This window comes from Nannocystis sp. (assembly GCF_016714285.1).
Taxonomy (GTDB): domain Bacteria; phylum Myxococcota_A; class Polyangia; order Nannocystales; family Nannocystaceae; genus Nannocystis.
Genome location: NZ_JADJNN010000002.1, coordinates 452,349 through 466,241 on the forward strand (window position 1 = coordinate 452,349; position 13,893 = coordinate 466,241).

Sequence of the window (13,893 nt, forward strand, 5' to 3'; positions counted from 1 at the left end):
TCGTGTCGCATGTCCTCAAGGCCAGGTGGGCCCTGCTGCTCGTCGCCTGTGGCCCGACCCCCGCGCCGACCCCCGCGCCGACAGCCACGCCGACAGCCACGCCGACAGCCAATGCCGACCCCGTCGCCCCCGAACCACCGCCCCCGCCGGTGCGCAAGGACGGCACGATCTACGCCGAGGCCTATCAGATGGGCACGCGCTTCTCGATCAACCTGTGGGTCGGCGAGCAGTCGCCCGCCGCCGCCGGCGTCGCCATCGAGGCCGCCCTCGCGGAGATCGAGCGCATCGAGCAGATCATGAGCGAGTGGCGCCCGAGCAGCGAACTCTCGCAGCTCAACAACGCCGCCGGCCAGGCCTCGCGTCTCCTCAGCCCCGAGCTCTTCGAGGTGCTCCAGCGCAGCAAGATGATCTGCGACGCCACCGACGGCGCCTTCGACCCGACCTTCTACGGCGTGGGTCAGCTGTGGCACTTCGAGCCCGGCGCCGTGCCGCCCACCCGCGAGGCCGTCGCCGCCAAGCTCTCCCTGGTCGACTGGCGAGCCATCGAGCTCGACCCCAACACCCTCCGCGGCCGCCTCGCCCGCCCCGGCATGAAGGTCGGCCTCGGCGCGATCGCCAAGGGCTACGGGGTCGACCGCGCCTCGCAGGTGCTCAAGGAGCACGGCTTTATGCACCACATCGTCGAGGGCGGCGGCGACACCTATGTCTCCGGTACCAAGGCCGGCGCCCCGTGGCGGGTCGGCATCCAGCGCCCCGACGGCCCCGGCTCCATCGCCGCGATCCCGGCCAGCGACCGGGCGATCGTCACCTCCGGCGGCTATCAGCGCTTCATCGAGGTCGACGGCAAGCGCTACGCCCATATCATCGATCCCCGCACCGGCTGGCCGCTCGATGAAAGTAGCAGCGCCCAGAGCATCACCGTCCTCGCCGACGACGCCACCGACGCCGACGCCTACGCGACCGCCGTCGCCGTCATGGGCCCGGAGAAGGGCCTCGCCTACGTCGAGGCCCACCCGCCGCTCGAGGCTGTGATCGTTACTCGCTCCGGCGAGGTCCTGGTCTCCCGCGACCTCGCCCCGCTCCTGATCTGGCCGAGCGACGCCCCGCCGGTCGGTGATGCGGCCGCGAAACAACCGGCCGCACCCGCGCCAGATCCCGCTGCAACGCCGTTCAGCCCGCGCTGACCGCAGATCTCGTTTCGCGGCGCCGCGGCGCCTGCGCGACGCCTCCGCGTGCACTTGGCCCCTGTCGCCGGATTTTCCCGCTCACTACACTGTGGCATGGCCGACGATCGAGACGACGACCCGCTCGCCGCAAGCGACATCGACGCCGCCAAGCTCACACGCGTCGGCTTCGGCGCCGCGCTGATCGGTGCTGGCCTTGCCGCGTCACGCGACGTGATCGCAGGCAAGCAGTCCGACACACGGCCCAACCTCGATCGCCAGCCCGCCAGCCTCGGCAAACCGGCCAGCCCGCGACTCGGCGGCGCAGCAGCAGCCGAGCGCACCCCGACTGCCACGCCGTCCTCCACCCCCGAGCGCACCCGCCTTCGCCTCGTCGCCGGCAAGATCGTCCCGGGCACCCGTTACCGCCTGCGGCGCTGGCTCGGCGAGGGCGGCATGGGCGTCGTCTACGAGGCCGAGCACATCGACATCGAGCGCCGCGTCGCGCTCAAGATCTTGCGCTTCGACCTCAGCCAGCAGCCCGAGATGGCCCAGGTGTTCCGCGACGAGGCGCGCGCCGCCAGCCGCATGGGCCACGCCAACGTCGTCGAGATCTTCGACTTTGGCGAGCTCCCCGACGGCCGCCTGTTCTTCTGCATGGAGCTGCTCGACGGCAAGGACCTGGTCCCCGTCGACGGCGCCCCGCGTCCGCCCGAGGAGGTGATAGCGATCGTCCGCCAGCTGTGCAAGGGCCTCGCCGCCGCGCACAAGCACGGCATCGTCCACCGCGACATCAAGCCCGAGAACATCATCCTCGTCCAGCGCGGCGGTCGCGACGGCGTGGTCAAGTTGGTCGACTTCGGCATCTCCGCGATGCTCGCCGCCGGCACCGTCGCCGACAGCTCGCGGATCTCCGGCACCCCGCATTACATGGCCCCCGAGCAGGTCGAGGGCGAGCCCTTCGACGGCCGCCTCGACATGTACGCCGTCGGCTGCGTCGCCTACGAGCTCCTCACCGGCGCGCCGCCCTTCCCCGGCGAGCTCGTCGAGGATGTGCTCATCGCCCAGCTCGACAAGCAGCCCACGCCGCCGACCCAGACCCCTCGCGGCGGCGCCACCCCGCCCGCGCTCGAGGCCGTGGTCCTGCGCTGCCTCGCCAAGCGCCGTGAAGATCGCTACGCCGACATGAACGACCTCGAGGCCGCCGTCTGCGAGGCCCAGATCGCCGCCGGCCTGCGCACCGCGTGGGACGACCTCCCGCTCCCCGAGGTCGAGCCCGAACGCGTCGCCCGCCTGCGCGCCCGCATGCCCAGCCCGCACAGCGAGCCGCAGCGGCGCCGCTGGTTGCTCCCCGTCGCCGTCGCGGCCTCGCTGGTCGTCGGCGTCGGGATCACCGTCGCGCTGATGGGTCGCGAGCCGCCCGACGAGGCCCGCGCCGCCGTCGACCGCGTCGCCGAGGAGGCCCTGCTCGCCGCCTCGCTGACCAACTACGTCGCCGCCCCCAGCGACGACCCCGCGGCCCCCACCGCTTACAAGAAGGTCCTCGAGCTCGAGGCCCTGCCTGGCGACGCCGAGCTGCTCGCCGACCAGCGTGGCGCCGATCTCCGCCAGCGCTTCTCCACCGGCCTGATCGCCCTCGGCGACAAGTACTGGGACGTCAAGGGCGCCCGCCCGTTTGCCGTCGAGTACTACATCTGGGCCCGCACCTTCGACCCCGAGAACCAGCGGGCGATCGACCGCTCGGGCCTCGCGCTCGGCGGCTTCGTGCGCTTCCAGGAGAAGGCCGCGACCGGCGGCTTCAGCCTCGCCGAGATGCAGGCCATGGGCCTGGTCGGCGCCCTCGCTGACGAGGACGAGCAGCGCCGTCAGGCCCGCGTCGACGGCCTGCTCGCCGGCGCCGACCTCTCGCTCAGCAGCCTGCTCGCGGTCGACGAGGGCCTGCGCGGCGCCGGCCTGCGCCCGCCCGATCGCCAGCGCGTCGAGCCGCCGCCGCCGCCCGAGCCGCCGCCCGCTACACCTCCACCTGTCCCGACGGACAGCCCCGGGCCTGGCGACGAGGTCGAGCGTCCGGGCAAGCCGAGCAAGCCGGTCCTGGCCAGCAACAAGCGCGACCCGGCCCGCGCGCGCGAGCTGGCCGACGAGGGCATGACGGCGCTCGGCGCCGGCCGCCGGAGCGACGCCGAGAGCCTGTTCCACCAGGCGATCGCCTACGACAACCGCAACGTCAAGGCGCTCATGGGCCTCAGCGACGTCTACTTCGACAACGGCGCCAAGGTGAAGGCCGTGCAGTTCGCCGAGCTCGCCGTCGAGGCCGCGCCCAAGAGTCGCGTCTCCAACCTCAAGCTCGGCGACGCCTACTACAACGTGCTGCGCTACCGCGATGCCCTCAAGCACTACGAGAAGGCGCTCGAGCTCGGCGAGGCCAGCGCGCAGGGCCGCATCGACAAGGTCAAGACGCGGATCGGCAACGGCTGATCGAGGCCCGCGCTACGGCGACAGCTCGGCCTCATCCGTCTCGTCGAGGAACTCGCGCCGAGTCAGCCGAGGCCCGCGCTACGGCGACAGCTCGAGCTCTGCCTCATCGGTCTCGTCGAGGAACTCGCGCCGAGTCAGCCGAGGCCCGCGCTACGGCGACAGCTCGAGCTCTGCCTCATCGGTCTCGTCGAGGAACTCGCGGGCCGCCGAGTAGAAGTGCTGCGCGATCACCAGCGACGAGTGTCCGCCCGGCAGCACGAGATAGTCGTGCTCGCGGTCGACGCCCTCGACCGGCCCCGGATCGCGACAAAAGGCGTCAGCATCGGCGTGGATCTGGCGCACGCGCACGCCGGGCGGCAGCGGAGCGGCGCGCAGCTCGTCGAGGAACTGGCAGCCCGGTCGCACCTGCCACACCGAGGGGCTGACCAGCCCGACGGTGGCGATGCCGGCCAGCGACATCCACGAGCCCGCGAGCGGGGTGCCCAGCAGCACCAGGCGACGGATCCACCGCGCACCTTGCATGAACTTCACCGCGTGCAGCGCGACCAGCCCGCCCATGCTGAAGCCGAGCACGTCGACGCGGTCGAGCTCGAGGTTCTCCACCAGGTCGCGCAGGCGATGGATCAGCTCCTCCGACGAGCTGCGCAGCGAGCCGAGCTGGAAGGTGCCGTGGTGGTAGCTGAACACCACCCGACCGTCGGCCTGGAAGCGCCGCGTCAGCGGCTGCATCGTCCCCCGCGTGCCGAGGAAGCCGTGCAGCAGCACCACCGGACGCGTCCCCGGTTGCACCCACGACAGGTCGCCCGCGACCCGGTTGCCGCGCAACAAATGCCGCGCGTAACCGAGGCTGTGAGACACCGTCTCCGCCGCGCTGTGCAGTCGTTTGCGCAGGAAGCCTCCGCTCACGGATCGCCATTCTACCAGCACTTGTCGGCCGCGGTAATTTCAAGAATGAGCCGCAGTATGCGGGCCCGGGCTGCTGGACAGCCGTCCGCACGACCTGTCCCATCGGACAGGCCACGCTGCCCCGAGCTCCCCGGTCTCGCGTGGACCCCAGTCGACGCAGCGCCTCCCTGGGTCTCGGCACCACGGCCACCGCTGCTAGCCGCGCTCACGCGCCGCCAGGGGCGCCTCGGGCAGCATGCCGCGGAACAGCTCGTCGCTGCGGCCCGTGTCGAGCGCGTGGCAGCGGGCCCGGGCCTCGCTCGCCAGCCGCGTCCCCGGGAACGCGTGCATCGCCTGCTCGTAGCGGGACGCCGCGAGCGCACGGTCACCGATCTGCTCGTGCGCCTGCGCCAGGTGGAACAGGTAAACCACGCGCGCCGGGTTGAAGCCCAGGCACTCGAGCCCGCGCTCGAGCAGCGGCACCGCCTCGCGCGGCCGGCCCATGCGGGCCAGGCACAGGCCCTCGAGCGCCGCCCAGGTGCAGGCGACGGTCGGCTGATACGGCTCCGGGATGTGGCGCAGGCAGGCGTCCCGGTCGCCGCGGATGCAGCCGAGGATCACCGCGTCGGGCTCGCGGGTCAGGACGTCGAGCTCGTGGCGACCGAAGGCCGCGAGCGCCTGCAGGTGCGGCGAGAGCTTCGCCGTGGTGCTGGCATAGACCTCGCGCGCCTCGTCGAGCCGCCACTCGGCCACCAGGAGTCCGCCGAGCTGGGCCCGCGCCAGCCACTGCCGCTCGACGCTCACGGCCTCGCCCGCGGCCGCCAGCGCCAGCTCCTGGCGCAGGTGTTGTTCGATCTGCCGGTGCCTGCCGGTGGCGATCGCCCGCCGCAGCGCCGCCGCCTCGAGCAGCGCGCGCCGCTGGTGCCCGCGACCCACCAGCCACGCCCCCAGGCTCATGCTGAACACCACCGCCGCGATCGCCGTGAACTCCGCGGCGCAGCCGGGCAGCACCACGAGGCCGAGCAGGAGCAGCAGGTCGCGGGACATCGCCCGCCCAGCATACCCGCCGTCGCCCCTCGCACCGGAAAAAACCACCGGCCTCGTCGAGGCCTCGGCGGGTGCCGCATCCCGCGATCTCGACGCGGTGAAAACCACCGTGCGGCGCGCAACGAAAGCGCCCGACGTGCCGACCGCTGCCGACATGTCCTCTGCCCTCGCGCACACCCTCCCTCGTGAGGCCGCTCCGCCGCGCTGTCCTCCGTCTCCAGCCTCGCGGCTGCGCTCCTTGCTCGTCGGCGCCGCCGAGCGCGCCCGCCACCCGCACGCCGAGGCCCGTGAGCTCGCCCCGGGGTTGCACGAGCTCGTCGGCCAGCGCCGCGAGCTCGAGGTCAAGGTCGTCGCTCGCGACCTCCTCCGCGGCCACGGCCTGGACGCCGCCGCGGCCTTCGCCAGCGCCCGCCGCGGCACCTGCGAGGAGCCGCTGGAGTTTGGTCGTGCTGGTCCGCTCCCGGGTGTCCACGCCTACATCCTCGGCGGTCCGGGCGGCCCCGACACCGCCGTCGCCGCGCTCGAGCTGCTCGCGCGTCTCGAGCTCGGACGCGCCGGCGCCGTGCTAGCGATCCCCGCCCGCGGCACCGCCCTCTTCCTCGCGCCGCACGCTCGCGGCCTGGCGCGGGCGCTCACCGGTCTCGGGCGCGTGCGTCAGTTCTGGTGCAGCGACGGCGACGACGCCCCGCTGCAGCTGCGCGCCTCGCTGCGCTTCCTCGCCAGCTGGACGGCCAGCGCCCACGCCCGCCTGGAGCGCCCCGTCTCGCCCGCCCTCTACTGGCACCGCGGCGGCCGCCCGCTCGCCGTCCTCACCGCCGACGCCCGCCGTCCCTTCACCGCGCCGCTCGAGCTCGTCGATCCGCTTTGTTAGTGCATGTCATCGCCTCACCGCGTCGCTCGAGCTCGTCGATTCGCTTTGGTATTACATGTCCTTCGGGACATCTCATGATAGCGGGGGCTCCGCCCAGCCTGTCTCGTCGGACACCCGCGCCGGTGCTCCGGTCCGCTGACCCGCGCGCTTCTGCACAGACCACAGCTGCTCCGCCCTGCGCTATCGTCGGCCGGCATGGCGCTCCAAGACGCCGCGAGCCTGGGCTCGACCACGCTGGCCGCGACCGGAGCAGCCCCCGCGCCCCGGGAGGGCGAGGCGCCGGCTCAGATCGGCCGCTATACGGTGCTCAAGGCGATCGGCGCCGGCGGCATGGGCGTCGTCTATGCCGCCTACGACACCGACCTCGACCGCAAGATCGCCATCAAGCTGCTGCACGAGCAGGCATCACCAGCGGCCCCAACACCATGGGCCACAGCCGCCTGCTCCGCGAGGCCCAGGCCATGGCCAAGATCTCCCACGCCAACGTGCTGCAGGTCTACGAGGTCGGCACCCACGCGGGTCAGGTCTTCCTCGCCCTCGAGTTCGTCGAGGGCAGCACCCTCGCGGACTGGCTGCTCGCCGCTCCGCGCGACTGGCGGGCGGTCCTCGAGATCTTCCTGCAAGCCGGGCGTGGCCTGCAGGCCGCGCACGAGGCCGGCGTCGTCCACCGCGACTTCAAGCCCGAGAACGTGCTCGTCGACCGCAGCGGCCGCGCCCGCGTCATGGACTTCGGCCTGGCTCGCGCGACCGGCACGATGCAACCTGTCCAAAAGGACATCCCGGTCACCGCCACCCACTCCAGCCTCGAGGTCAACCTCACGGTCACCGGCGCCGTCATGGGCACGCCGCTCTACATGGCCCCCGAGCAGCACCTCGGCGGCAGCACCGACGCCCGCACCGACGAGTTCGCCTTCTGCGTCGCCCTCTACGAGGCGCTCTACAGGCAGCGCCCCTTCGACGGTGACGACCTGCGCAGCCTCGCCAGCAACGTGCTGCGGGGCCTGGTCCGCGAGCCGCCGCGCGACCACAAGGTCCCGGCCTGGCTGCGCCGCGCCGTCCTCCGCGGCCTCTCGGCCGCGCCGGAGGACCGCTACCCCGGCCTCCTCCCGCTCCTCGCCGAGCTCGCCCGCGACCACGACGCCCCGCGCCGCCGCGGCCTGCTCGCCGCCGCTGCCCTCGTCCTCGTCCTCGCCGTCGGCTGGGGCTTCGTCGCCGCTGCGGGCGCCGCGGGCCAGCGCTGCCGCGGCGGCGCCGTCCAGCTCGCGGGCACCTGGGACAGCGCCCGCGCCGACCAGCTGAGCGCCGCCTTCGCGGCGACGGCTCGCCCCTACGCCGTCGCCACCGGCCAGCGCGTGCGCGTCCTCCTCGACGCTCGCGCCGCCGCCTGGGCCGGACTGCACGTCGCCGCCTGCGAGGCCCACGCCCGCGGCGAGGCCTCGGCCGAGCTCTACGACCTCGAGCTCGCCTGCCTCGAGCGTCGTCGCAGCGAGACCCACGAGCTCGTCGATCTGCTGGCGCGCGCCGACGCCGAGGTCGTCGACCGGGCCGTCGGCGCCGTCATGGCCCTCCCGCCGGTGACCGTCTGCGCCGACCGGGCCGCCCTGCTCGCGCGCGTGAAGCCGCCGGAGGACCCCGCATTGGCCGCCGAGGTCGCCCGTCTTCGCGTCGACCTCGACCGCGCGCGGGCCCTGCAGGACGCCGGCAAGCTCAAGGAGGGCATCGCCCTCGCGACCAGCATCGCCGACGCCGCCGACGCCAGCGGTCATCGCCCCGCGATCGCCGAGGCGAGGCTGCGCCTCGGTGAGCTGCACAGCCGCGCCAGCGAGTTCGCGGCCGCCGAGCCAGCGCTGTGGGCCGCGCTGTGGGCCGCCGAGGCCAGTCGCCACGACGAGGTCGCCGCCGCGGCCTGGACCGAGCTGGTGCGCCTCGCCGGCAAGCAGGGCAAGCTCGCCGAGGGCCAACGCTGGGCCGAGCGTGCCGGGGCCGCGCTGGCGCGCATCGGTGCCCCGCCGATCGCCGAGGCCCGCCTCGAGAACGAGCTCGGCAACCTCGCGTACCAGGCCGAGGACCACGTCGAGGCCGAACACCACTATCGCCGGGCGCTCGAGCTGCGCCGCGCCGCCCTCGGCCCCGATCACATCGACGTCGCCGCCTCGCTGGCCAACCTCGGCAACGCTCTCCTCGGCCTCGACCGCAACGCCGAGGCCCTCGCCATCGCGCGCGAGGCCCTCGCCTTGCGCGAGGCCAGCCTCGGCCGCGACCACGTCGACGTCGCCGCCTCGCTCAACAACATCGCCGTCATCGACAAGAACGCCGGCCGCTACGGCGACGCCATCGCCGCCCTCACGCGCGCGCGCGACATCTGGACCCGCGCGCTCGGCCCGGACAACCCGAACGTGGCCAACGCCGACGTCAACCTCGCCAGCACCTACTACCAGCGCGGCGAGCTCGGGCGGGCCGCCGACATCGCGGAGCGGGCCATCGCGCTGTCCGAGCGCCTCCTCTCGCTCGACCACCCGATGACGCTCAAGGCCTACAGCAACGCCGGCGCCATCGCCGTCGCGCGCGGTGACCTCGAGCGCGGCGAGGTCCTCCTGCGCACCGTCTACGAGGTTCGTCTCCGGGTCCTCGGCCCTGACCACCCCGATGTCGCCAGCGCCTTCGCCAACCTCGCGTCGCTCGCCGACGAGCGAGGTCGGCTGGACGAGGCCGCCGAGATGCTCACCCGCGCCATCGCCATCGTCGAGCGACGCAGCGGCCCGGACCACTCGGACCTCGTGGCGTCGCTCAGCAACCTCGCCCACGTCGAGCTGCTGCGCGGCGCGCTCGAGCGGGCCGAGCTGCTCGCGCGCCGAGCCATCGCCATCGCCGACAGCACCTTCGGCGCTGACGCGCATCAGGCCCTCCCCGCGCGCGTCGTCCTCGCCGGCGTCGCCGCCCTGCGCCGTGAGCCCGGCGTCCTCGTCGAGCTCGATCGCATCGATCGCATCGCCGAAAAGACCCCGCTTGAAGCGGCGACGCTGACGGTCGCCCACTTCGCCCGCGCGATGGCGTTGGTCGACAGCGGCGGCGACCGTGGCGAGGCCGCGAGGCTCGCCCGCGAGTCGCTCGCCTATCACGCGTCGCGCGGCGCGACGCTGCCGGCCAAGCAGGTCACCACCTGGCTCGCGCGCCACCGCCTCTGAGGCGGCCGGCGCCGCGCCGTGCAGCGGCCATTCCGCGAGGTGGCCGATGCCGTCCCGCGAGGCGGCCGATACGAGGCAGCCCGGCTCAGCGGGGGCCGCGGTCGAGCCCGAGGAAGGCCCGCGTGCGCTCGTTCTGGGGTCGCTCGAGCACCTCGGCCGGCGGCCCGTCCTCGATCACCGTGCCGCCGTGCAGCACCAGCACGCGGTCGCTGACCTCCCGGGCGAAGCGCATCTCGTGCGTCACCACCAGCATGGTCAAGCCGCCCCTGGCCAGCGCGGTCAACACGTCGAGCACCTCGCCCACGCGCTCCGGGTCGAGCGCGCTGGTCGGCTCGTCGAGCAGCAGCGCCGCCGGCTCCATCGCCAGCGCCCGGGCGATCGCCACCCGCTGCTGTTCGCCGCCCGACATCTCGTGCGGGTAGGCGTCGGCGCGGTGGCCGAGGCCGACCTGCTTGAGCAGCCTGTGCGCCCGCTCGCTGGCCTCGGCGACCGACAGCCCCTTCACGTGGATCGGTGCCTCGATGATGTTGCCGAGGGCGGTGCGGTGGGCGAACAGGTTCCACTGCTGGAACACCATCCCGACCTTCTGCCGCACCGCCGCGAGGGCGCGCGCGTTGACCTTGGCCCCGCCGGGCACCAGCTTCTGGCCGCCGATCTCGATCGAGCCGCCGTCGAAGCTCTCGAGGCCGTTGAGGCAGCGCAGCAGCGTGCTCTTGCCGCCGCCCGAGGGCCCGATCAGGCTGACCACCTGACCCGCCGCGAAGCTCAGCGAGATGTCGTTCAAGATCTTGCGCGGGCCGTAGGCCTTGCAGAGTGCGTGGACCTCGATCATGACCTCGCCAGCCTCGCTTCCAGCCGCCGCGCGAACAGCGACAGCGGGTAGCTCATCACGAAGTAGAGCAGCGCGCACATCAGCCCGGGGATCGCCCACGAGCGCACGTCGACCGCGGTGATCGTCATGCGCTTGGTCAGCTCGACCACCGTGATCACGCTGACCAGCGAGCTGTCCTTGAGCAGGGCGATGAAGTCGTTGGTCACCGAGGGCAGGGCCAGACGGAAGCCCTGCGGCAGCACGACCCGGCGCAGCGCCAGCGGGGTCGACATCCCGAGCGACAGGGCCGCCTCCATCTGGCCCTTCGGCACCGCCTGGATGCCCGCGCGGTACACCTCGGCCTCGTAGGCCGCGTAGTTCATCCCGAGCCCGATGATCGCCGCCGTGAACGCGTCGAGCTTGATCACGTCGGCGAGCCCGTAATAAAGCACGTAGAGCTGCAGCAGCACCGGGGTGCCGCGGTAGAGCTCGACGTAGGCCTCGGCCACCCGCGAGACCACCGCGTTGCCGTAGAGCCGGCACACCGCGAGGCCGAGGCCCAGCGGGATCGCGATCGCCATCGCCAGGATGCTGAGGACCAGGGTGACCCCGGCCGCCTGGACGAACGCGATCATGTGGGACCAGCGCAGGGTGCTGACCACGGGTTCGCCGAGCAGGCGCCGCTGGTCGGCGTCGCTCCAGGCGATGAGGCCGATCTGGCGGTCGTTCCAGATGTTCTCCTTGCGCAGGATCTCCTCCAGCTTGCCCGACTGGATGATCTTCTCCAGCGCCGCGTCGACCGCGTCGCGCAGGCTGTGGTCGGTCTTCGGGGTGGCGATCGAATAGAAGCCGTCGGCGAAGTCGCCGACCACCCGCAGCTGCGGCCGCGGCTCGCCGTAGATGCCGGCGATGATGTCGTCGTGGAACACCGCGTCGATGCGCCCCGCGACCAGGTCCTGGTAGGGCTCGTCGGTGCCCTCGTAGTAGACCGGCTCGATGCCCTTGGCGAGCAGCTGGTCGGCGGTATAGCTGTTGGTCAGGGTGCCGACCCGCTTGCCCTTCAGCGAGTCGAGGTCGGCGACCACGCTGGGGTCGTCGCGGCGGGCCATCAGCCGCGAGGCGAACACGTAATATGGCCGGGTGAACAGCACCACGCCGGTGCGGGCCGGGGTCACCTCGAGGCCGTTCATGGCGATATCGAAGGTGCCGCGCTCGAGCGAGGGGACCAGCGCGCTCCAGTCGTTTTGTACGAACTCGGCCTTGACCCCGAGCTCGCTCGCCAGCGCCTCGGCGAGGTCCACCTCGAAGCCGCGGAGCTTCTCGGGGTGATCGGGGTCCTCATAAATGTAGGGAGCGCCGCCCTGAACATCCGCGCCCCAGCGCAGTACGCCGGCCTCCTTGATTCGCCGGAGCGAGTCATCGGCCGCCGGCGAGCCGGCGCAGGCCCACGCAGAGAGCAGCACGACCACGGCCAAACACAGGTTCAGACCCGCCCGAACGACGAATCTGACGAAGGAGGCCAGGGGACGCGCCGGGACAGGCGGGAGAGGCCGGGCATGATCCAAGGTGCTTTATCCCCTACCATCCGGGCGAGCGTCGACGCAAGCGAGATCGTGTTTGCCTTGCTTCGTGTTCGCGTTCGGCTTGCCATCCCCTCGCTCGCCAGTGGTTCGCTCGCCAGTGGTGAGGCAGTGGTGAGGCAGTGGTGAGGCAGTGTCGAGGTAGCGAGGCAGTTGTTCGTCACGCCCGCGTCGCTCCGTCGCGGTCTCGTGTTGATTGCGTGGAGCTTCGCGTGTTATGTCGGCGACACGATGCCCGAGCATGTTCCAAACACCATGCGTCTCCTGAGGTATCTGCGAAGCGCTGGGGTCGGAGTCGGTGTCGGCATGGTCGGGCTCATCGGGCTCATCGGGCTCACGCCCGCGTCGGCCCTCGCCTGGCCCCTCGCTGCTCCGCCGCTCGGCGCAGCGCCAGCGACGACCACGCCGGGGACACCGGCGCCAGCCACCACGACGACGCCGGCCATTGCAGCGACGGCAGCGACGCCGGCCACGACGGCAGCCCCGGTTGTGACTCCCGCAGTCACTCCCGCGAACACGCCGGCAACGACGCCTGTCACGCCCGCGGCGACTCCCGTGGGCACGCCGCCTGGCACCCACCCGGCAGCGCCCGCGCCCACGACGCCCGTCAGCCCTGCAGCGGCCGCGCCGGCGACGGCGCCAGCGACGGCGCCCGCGACATCCTCCGAGGCGAACCCGCCTGGCACGCACGCCGCTGCGCCGACCCCCGATGTCCCGGTCGGCCCCGCTGCTGCCGCGCCGACGGCCGCTGGCGAGGAGGCGGCGGGCAAGGTCGGCGACGTCCCGCTCGCGCTCGGCTTCCACGGCGCGATGGAATTCTACTACGCCTATAACACCAACAAGCCGAGCAACGACATCACCAATTGGCGCTGGTACGACCATCGCCACAATCAGCTCGGTTTACAGGGTCTGTGGTTCGCGCCGGAGTATCTCATTGGTCCGGTGAGCGGGCACTTTCAGCTGCAGCTCGGGGTGCTGGCCGAGCTGTTCTGGTACAGCGAGCGCTCGGTCGAGGAGGACCTGCTGTGGCGGCTGCTGCAGGAGGCCACGATGGCCTGGCAGACCCCGTGGAAGCGGCTCTCGATCGAGGGCGGCATCTTCAACGTGCCGTTCGGTCCGGAGTGGAACCTCGCGTCGAAGAACTGGAACTGGTCGACCAGCAACCTGTTCGCGCTGATGCCGTACCAGATCACCGGGGCGCGGGCCAACCTCGACCTCGGCCGCGGCGTCATGGCCCGCATCGGCGTCTATAACGGCTGGGATCGCATCGTCAAGGACAACAACAAGCAGAAGGCGATGATGCTCTCGCTCGAGTGGACCGACGAGGAGGACGAGGAGACCTACGTCTTTTTCAATTACATGATGGGCAACGAGCGCGACACCGACGACGAGCGCGGCCGCACGCCGCGTCACACCTTCGATCTCTACGCCCAATGGCACGTCCGCAAGCCGCTGTTCATCCGCGCCTGGACCTTCTCCGGCTTCGAGCGCCGCCCCGGCGCCACCGACGGCTGGCTCGGCCTCGCCGGCTTCATGCGCGTCGACCCGCTGTGGTGGTTTAGCATCACCGGCCGCGGTGATTATGTGTACACCCGCTCGAAGACCGAGAACCTGTTCCACACCGACGTGCTCGCCGACCCGAACACCACCACCGCGCTCGGCTCCGGCACCCTCACCCTCGACTTTCACCCGCACACCAACATCTCGCTGCGCCTCGAGGGCCGCTACGACAGCGCCAGCTTCCCGCTGTTCTACAAGGGCCTCGTCCCGTTGGCCGACAAGACCGACCCGCGCAGCTTCGTCCCCAACGCGAATCGCCAGGCCACCGTGCTCGCCGGCATGACGACCTGGTTCTAGCGAGACTGCGTGAGGCGGG

9 protein-coding genes are annotated in these 13,893 nt (G+C 72.2%); 5 read left to right on the forward strand and 4 right to left on the reverse strand.

From position 1 onward, the window contains the following. Positions 1-2: 2 nt before the first annotated feature. Both IPJ59_RS06075 and IPJ59_RS06080 read left to right on the forward strand, forming a co-directional pair. Positions 3-1,184 carry an FAD:protein FMN transferase gene (locus IPJ59_RS06075; protein ID WP_293249016.1) on the forward strand — a complete coding sequence of 394 codons (1,182 nt, stop codon included), beginning with the start codon at positions 3-5 and terminating at the stop codon, positions 1,182-1,184. Positions 1,185-1,280: 96 nt separating this feature from the next. Further along, positions 1,281-3,638, forward strand: a complete 2,358-nt coding sequence (locus tag IPJ59_RS06080; protein WP_293249013.1) for a serine/threonine-protein kinase — start codon at positions 1,281-1,283, stop codon at positions 3,636-3,638. A gap of 150 nt (positions 3,639-3,788) precedes the next feature. Here IPJ59_RS06080 and IPJ59_RS06085 read toward each other — a convergent pair whose 3' ends face one another. Both IPJ59_RS06085 and IPJ59_RS06090 read right to left on the reverse strand, forming a co-directional pair. Then, positions 3,789-4,544, reverse strand: a complete 756-nt coding sequence (locus IPJ59_RS06085; protein ID WP_293249010.1) for an alpha/beta fold hydrolase — start codon at positions 4,542-4,544, stop codon at positions 3,789-3,791. A 195-nt stretch (positions 4,545-4,739) separates the two neighbouring features. Beyond that, positions 4,740-5,570: a tetratricopeptide repeat protein gene (locus IPJ59_RS06090; protein ID WP_293249007.1), complete on the reverse strand. Its 831-nt coding sequence runs from the start codon at positions 5,568-5,570 to the stop codon at positions 4,740-4,742. Positions 5,571-5,724: 154 nt separating this feature from the next. Here IPJ59_RS06090 and IPJ59_RS06095 point away from each other — a divergent pair, with 154 nt between their 5' ends. Together IPJ59_RS06095 and IPJ59_RS06100 are read left to right on the forward strand one after the other, a co-directional pair. Continuing rightward, the gene (locus IPJ59_RS06095) at positions 5,725-6,441 is read left to right on the forward strand and encodes a hypothetical protein (protein WP_293270147.1); all 717 of its coding nucleotides are present in this window, start codon (positions 5,725-5,727) and stop codon (positions 6,439-6,441) included. Positions 6,442-6,866: 425 nt separating this feature from the next. After that, positions 6,867-9,626, forward strand: a complete 2,760-nt coding sequence (locus IPJ59_RS06100; RefSeq protein ID WP_293270149.1) for a serine/threonine-protein kinase — start codon at positions 6,867-6,869, stop codon at positions 9,624-9,626. A gap of 85 nt (positions 9,627-9,711) precedes the next feature. Here the strand turns inward: IPJ59_RS06100 and IPJ59_RS06105 are convergent, their stop codons facing one another. Further along, positions 9,712-10,458, reverse strand: coding sequence for an amino acid ABC transporter ATP-binding protein (locus IPJ59_RS06105; protein WP_293270151.1), 747 nt, complete (start codon positions 10,456-10,458; stop codon positions 9,712-9,714). Further along, positions 10,455-11,906, reverse strand: a complete 1,452-nt coding sequence (locus IPJ59_RS06110) for an ABC transporter substrate-binding protein/permease (protein WP_293270153.1) — start codon at positions 11,904-11,906, stop codon at positions 10,455-10,457. Before IPJ59_RS06110 ends, IPJ59_RS06105 begins: the two co-directional genes overlap by 4 nt. 666 nt (positions 11,907-12,572) lie before the next feature. Here IPJ59_RS06110 and IPJ59_RS06115 point away from each other — a divergent pair. Beyond that, positions 12,573-13,874 (forward strand): outer membrane beta-barrel protein, encoded by a 1,302-nt coding sequence (locus tag IPJ59_RS06115; protein ID WP_293270154.1) that lies wholly within the window; start codon positions 12,573-12,575, stop codon positions 13,872-13,874. The last annotated feature ends 19 nt before the right edge of the window (positions 13,875-13,893 follow it).

Excerpts from the sequence above, each read along its gene's own strand:
- IPJ59_RS06080 (WP_293249013.1), top strand. The coding sequence starts at position 1,281 with ATGGCCGACGATCGAGACGACGACCCGCTCGCCGCAAGCGACATCGAC.
- IPJ59_RS06090 (WP_293249007.1), bottom strand. The coding sequence starts at position 5,570 with ATGTCCCGCGACCTGCTGCTCCTGCTCGGCCTCGTGGTGCTGCCCGGC.
- IPJ59_RS06095 (WP_293270147.1), top strand. The coding sequence starts at position 5,725 with ATGTCCTCTGCCCTCGCGCACACCCTCCCTCGTGAGGCCGCTCCGCCG.
- IPJ59_RS06100 (WP_293270149.1), top strand. The coding sequence starts at position 6,867 with ATGGGCCACAGCCGCCTGCTCCGCGAGGCCCAGGCCATGGCCAAGATC.
- IPJ59_RS06105 (WP_293270151.1), bottom strand. The coding sequence starts at position 10,458 with ATGATCGAGGTCCACGCACTCTGCAAGGCCTACGGCCCGCGCAAGATC.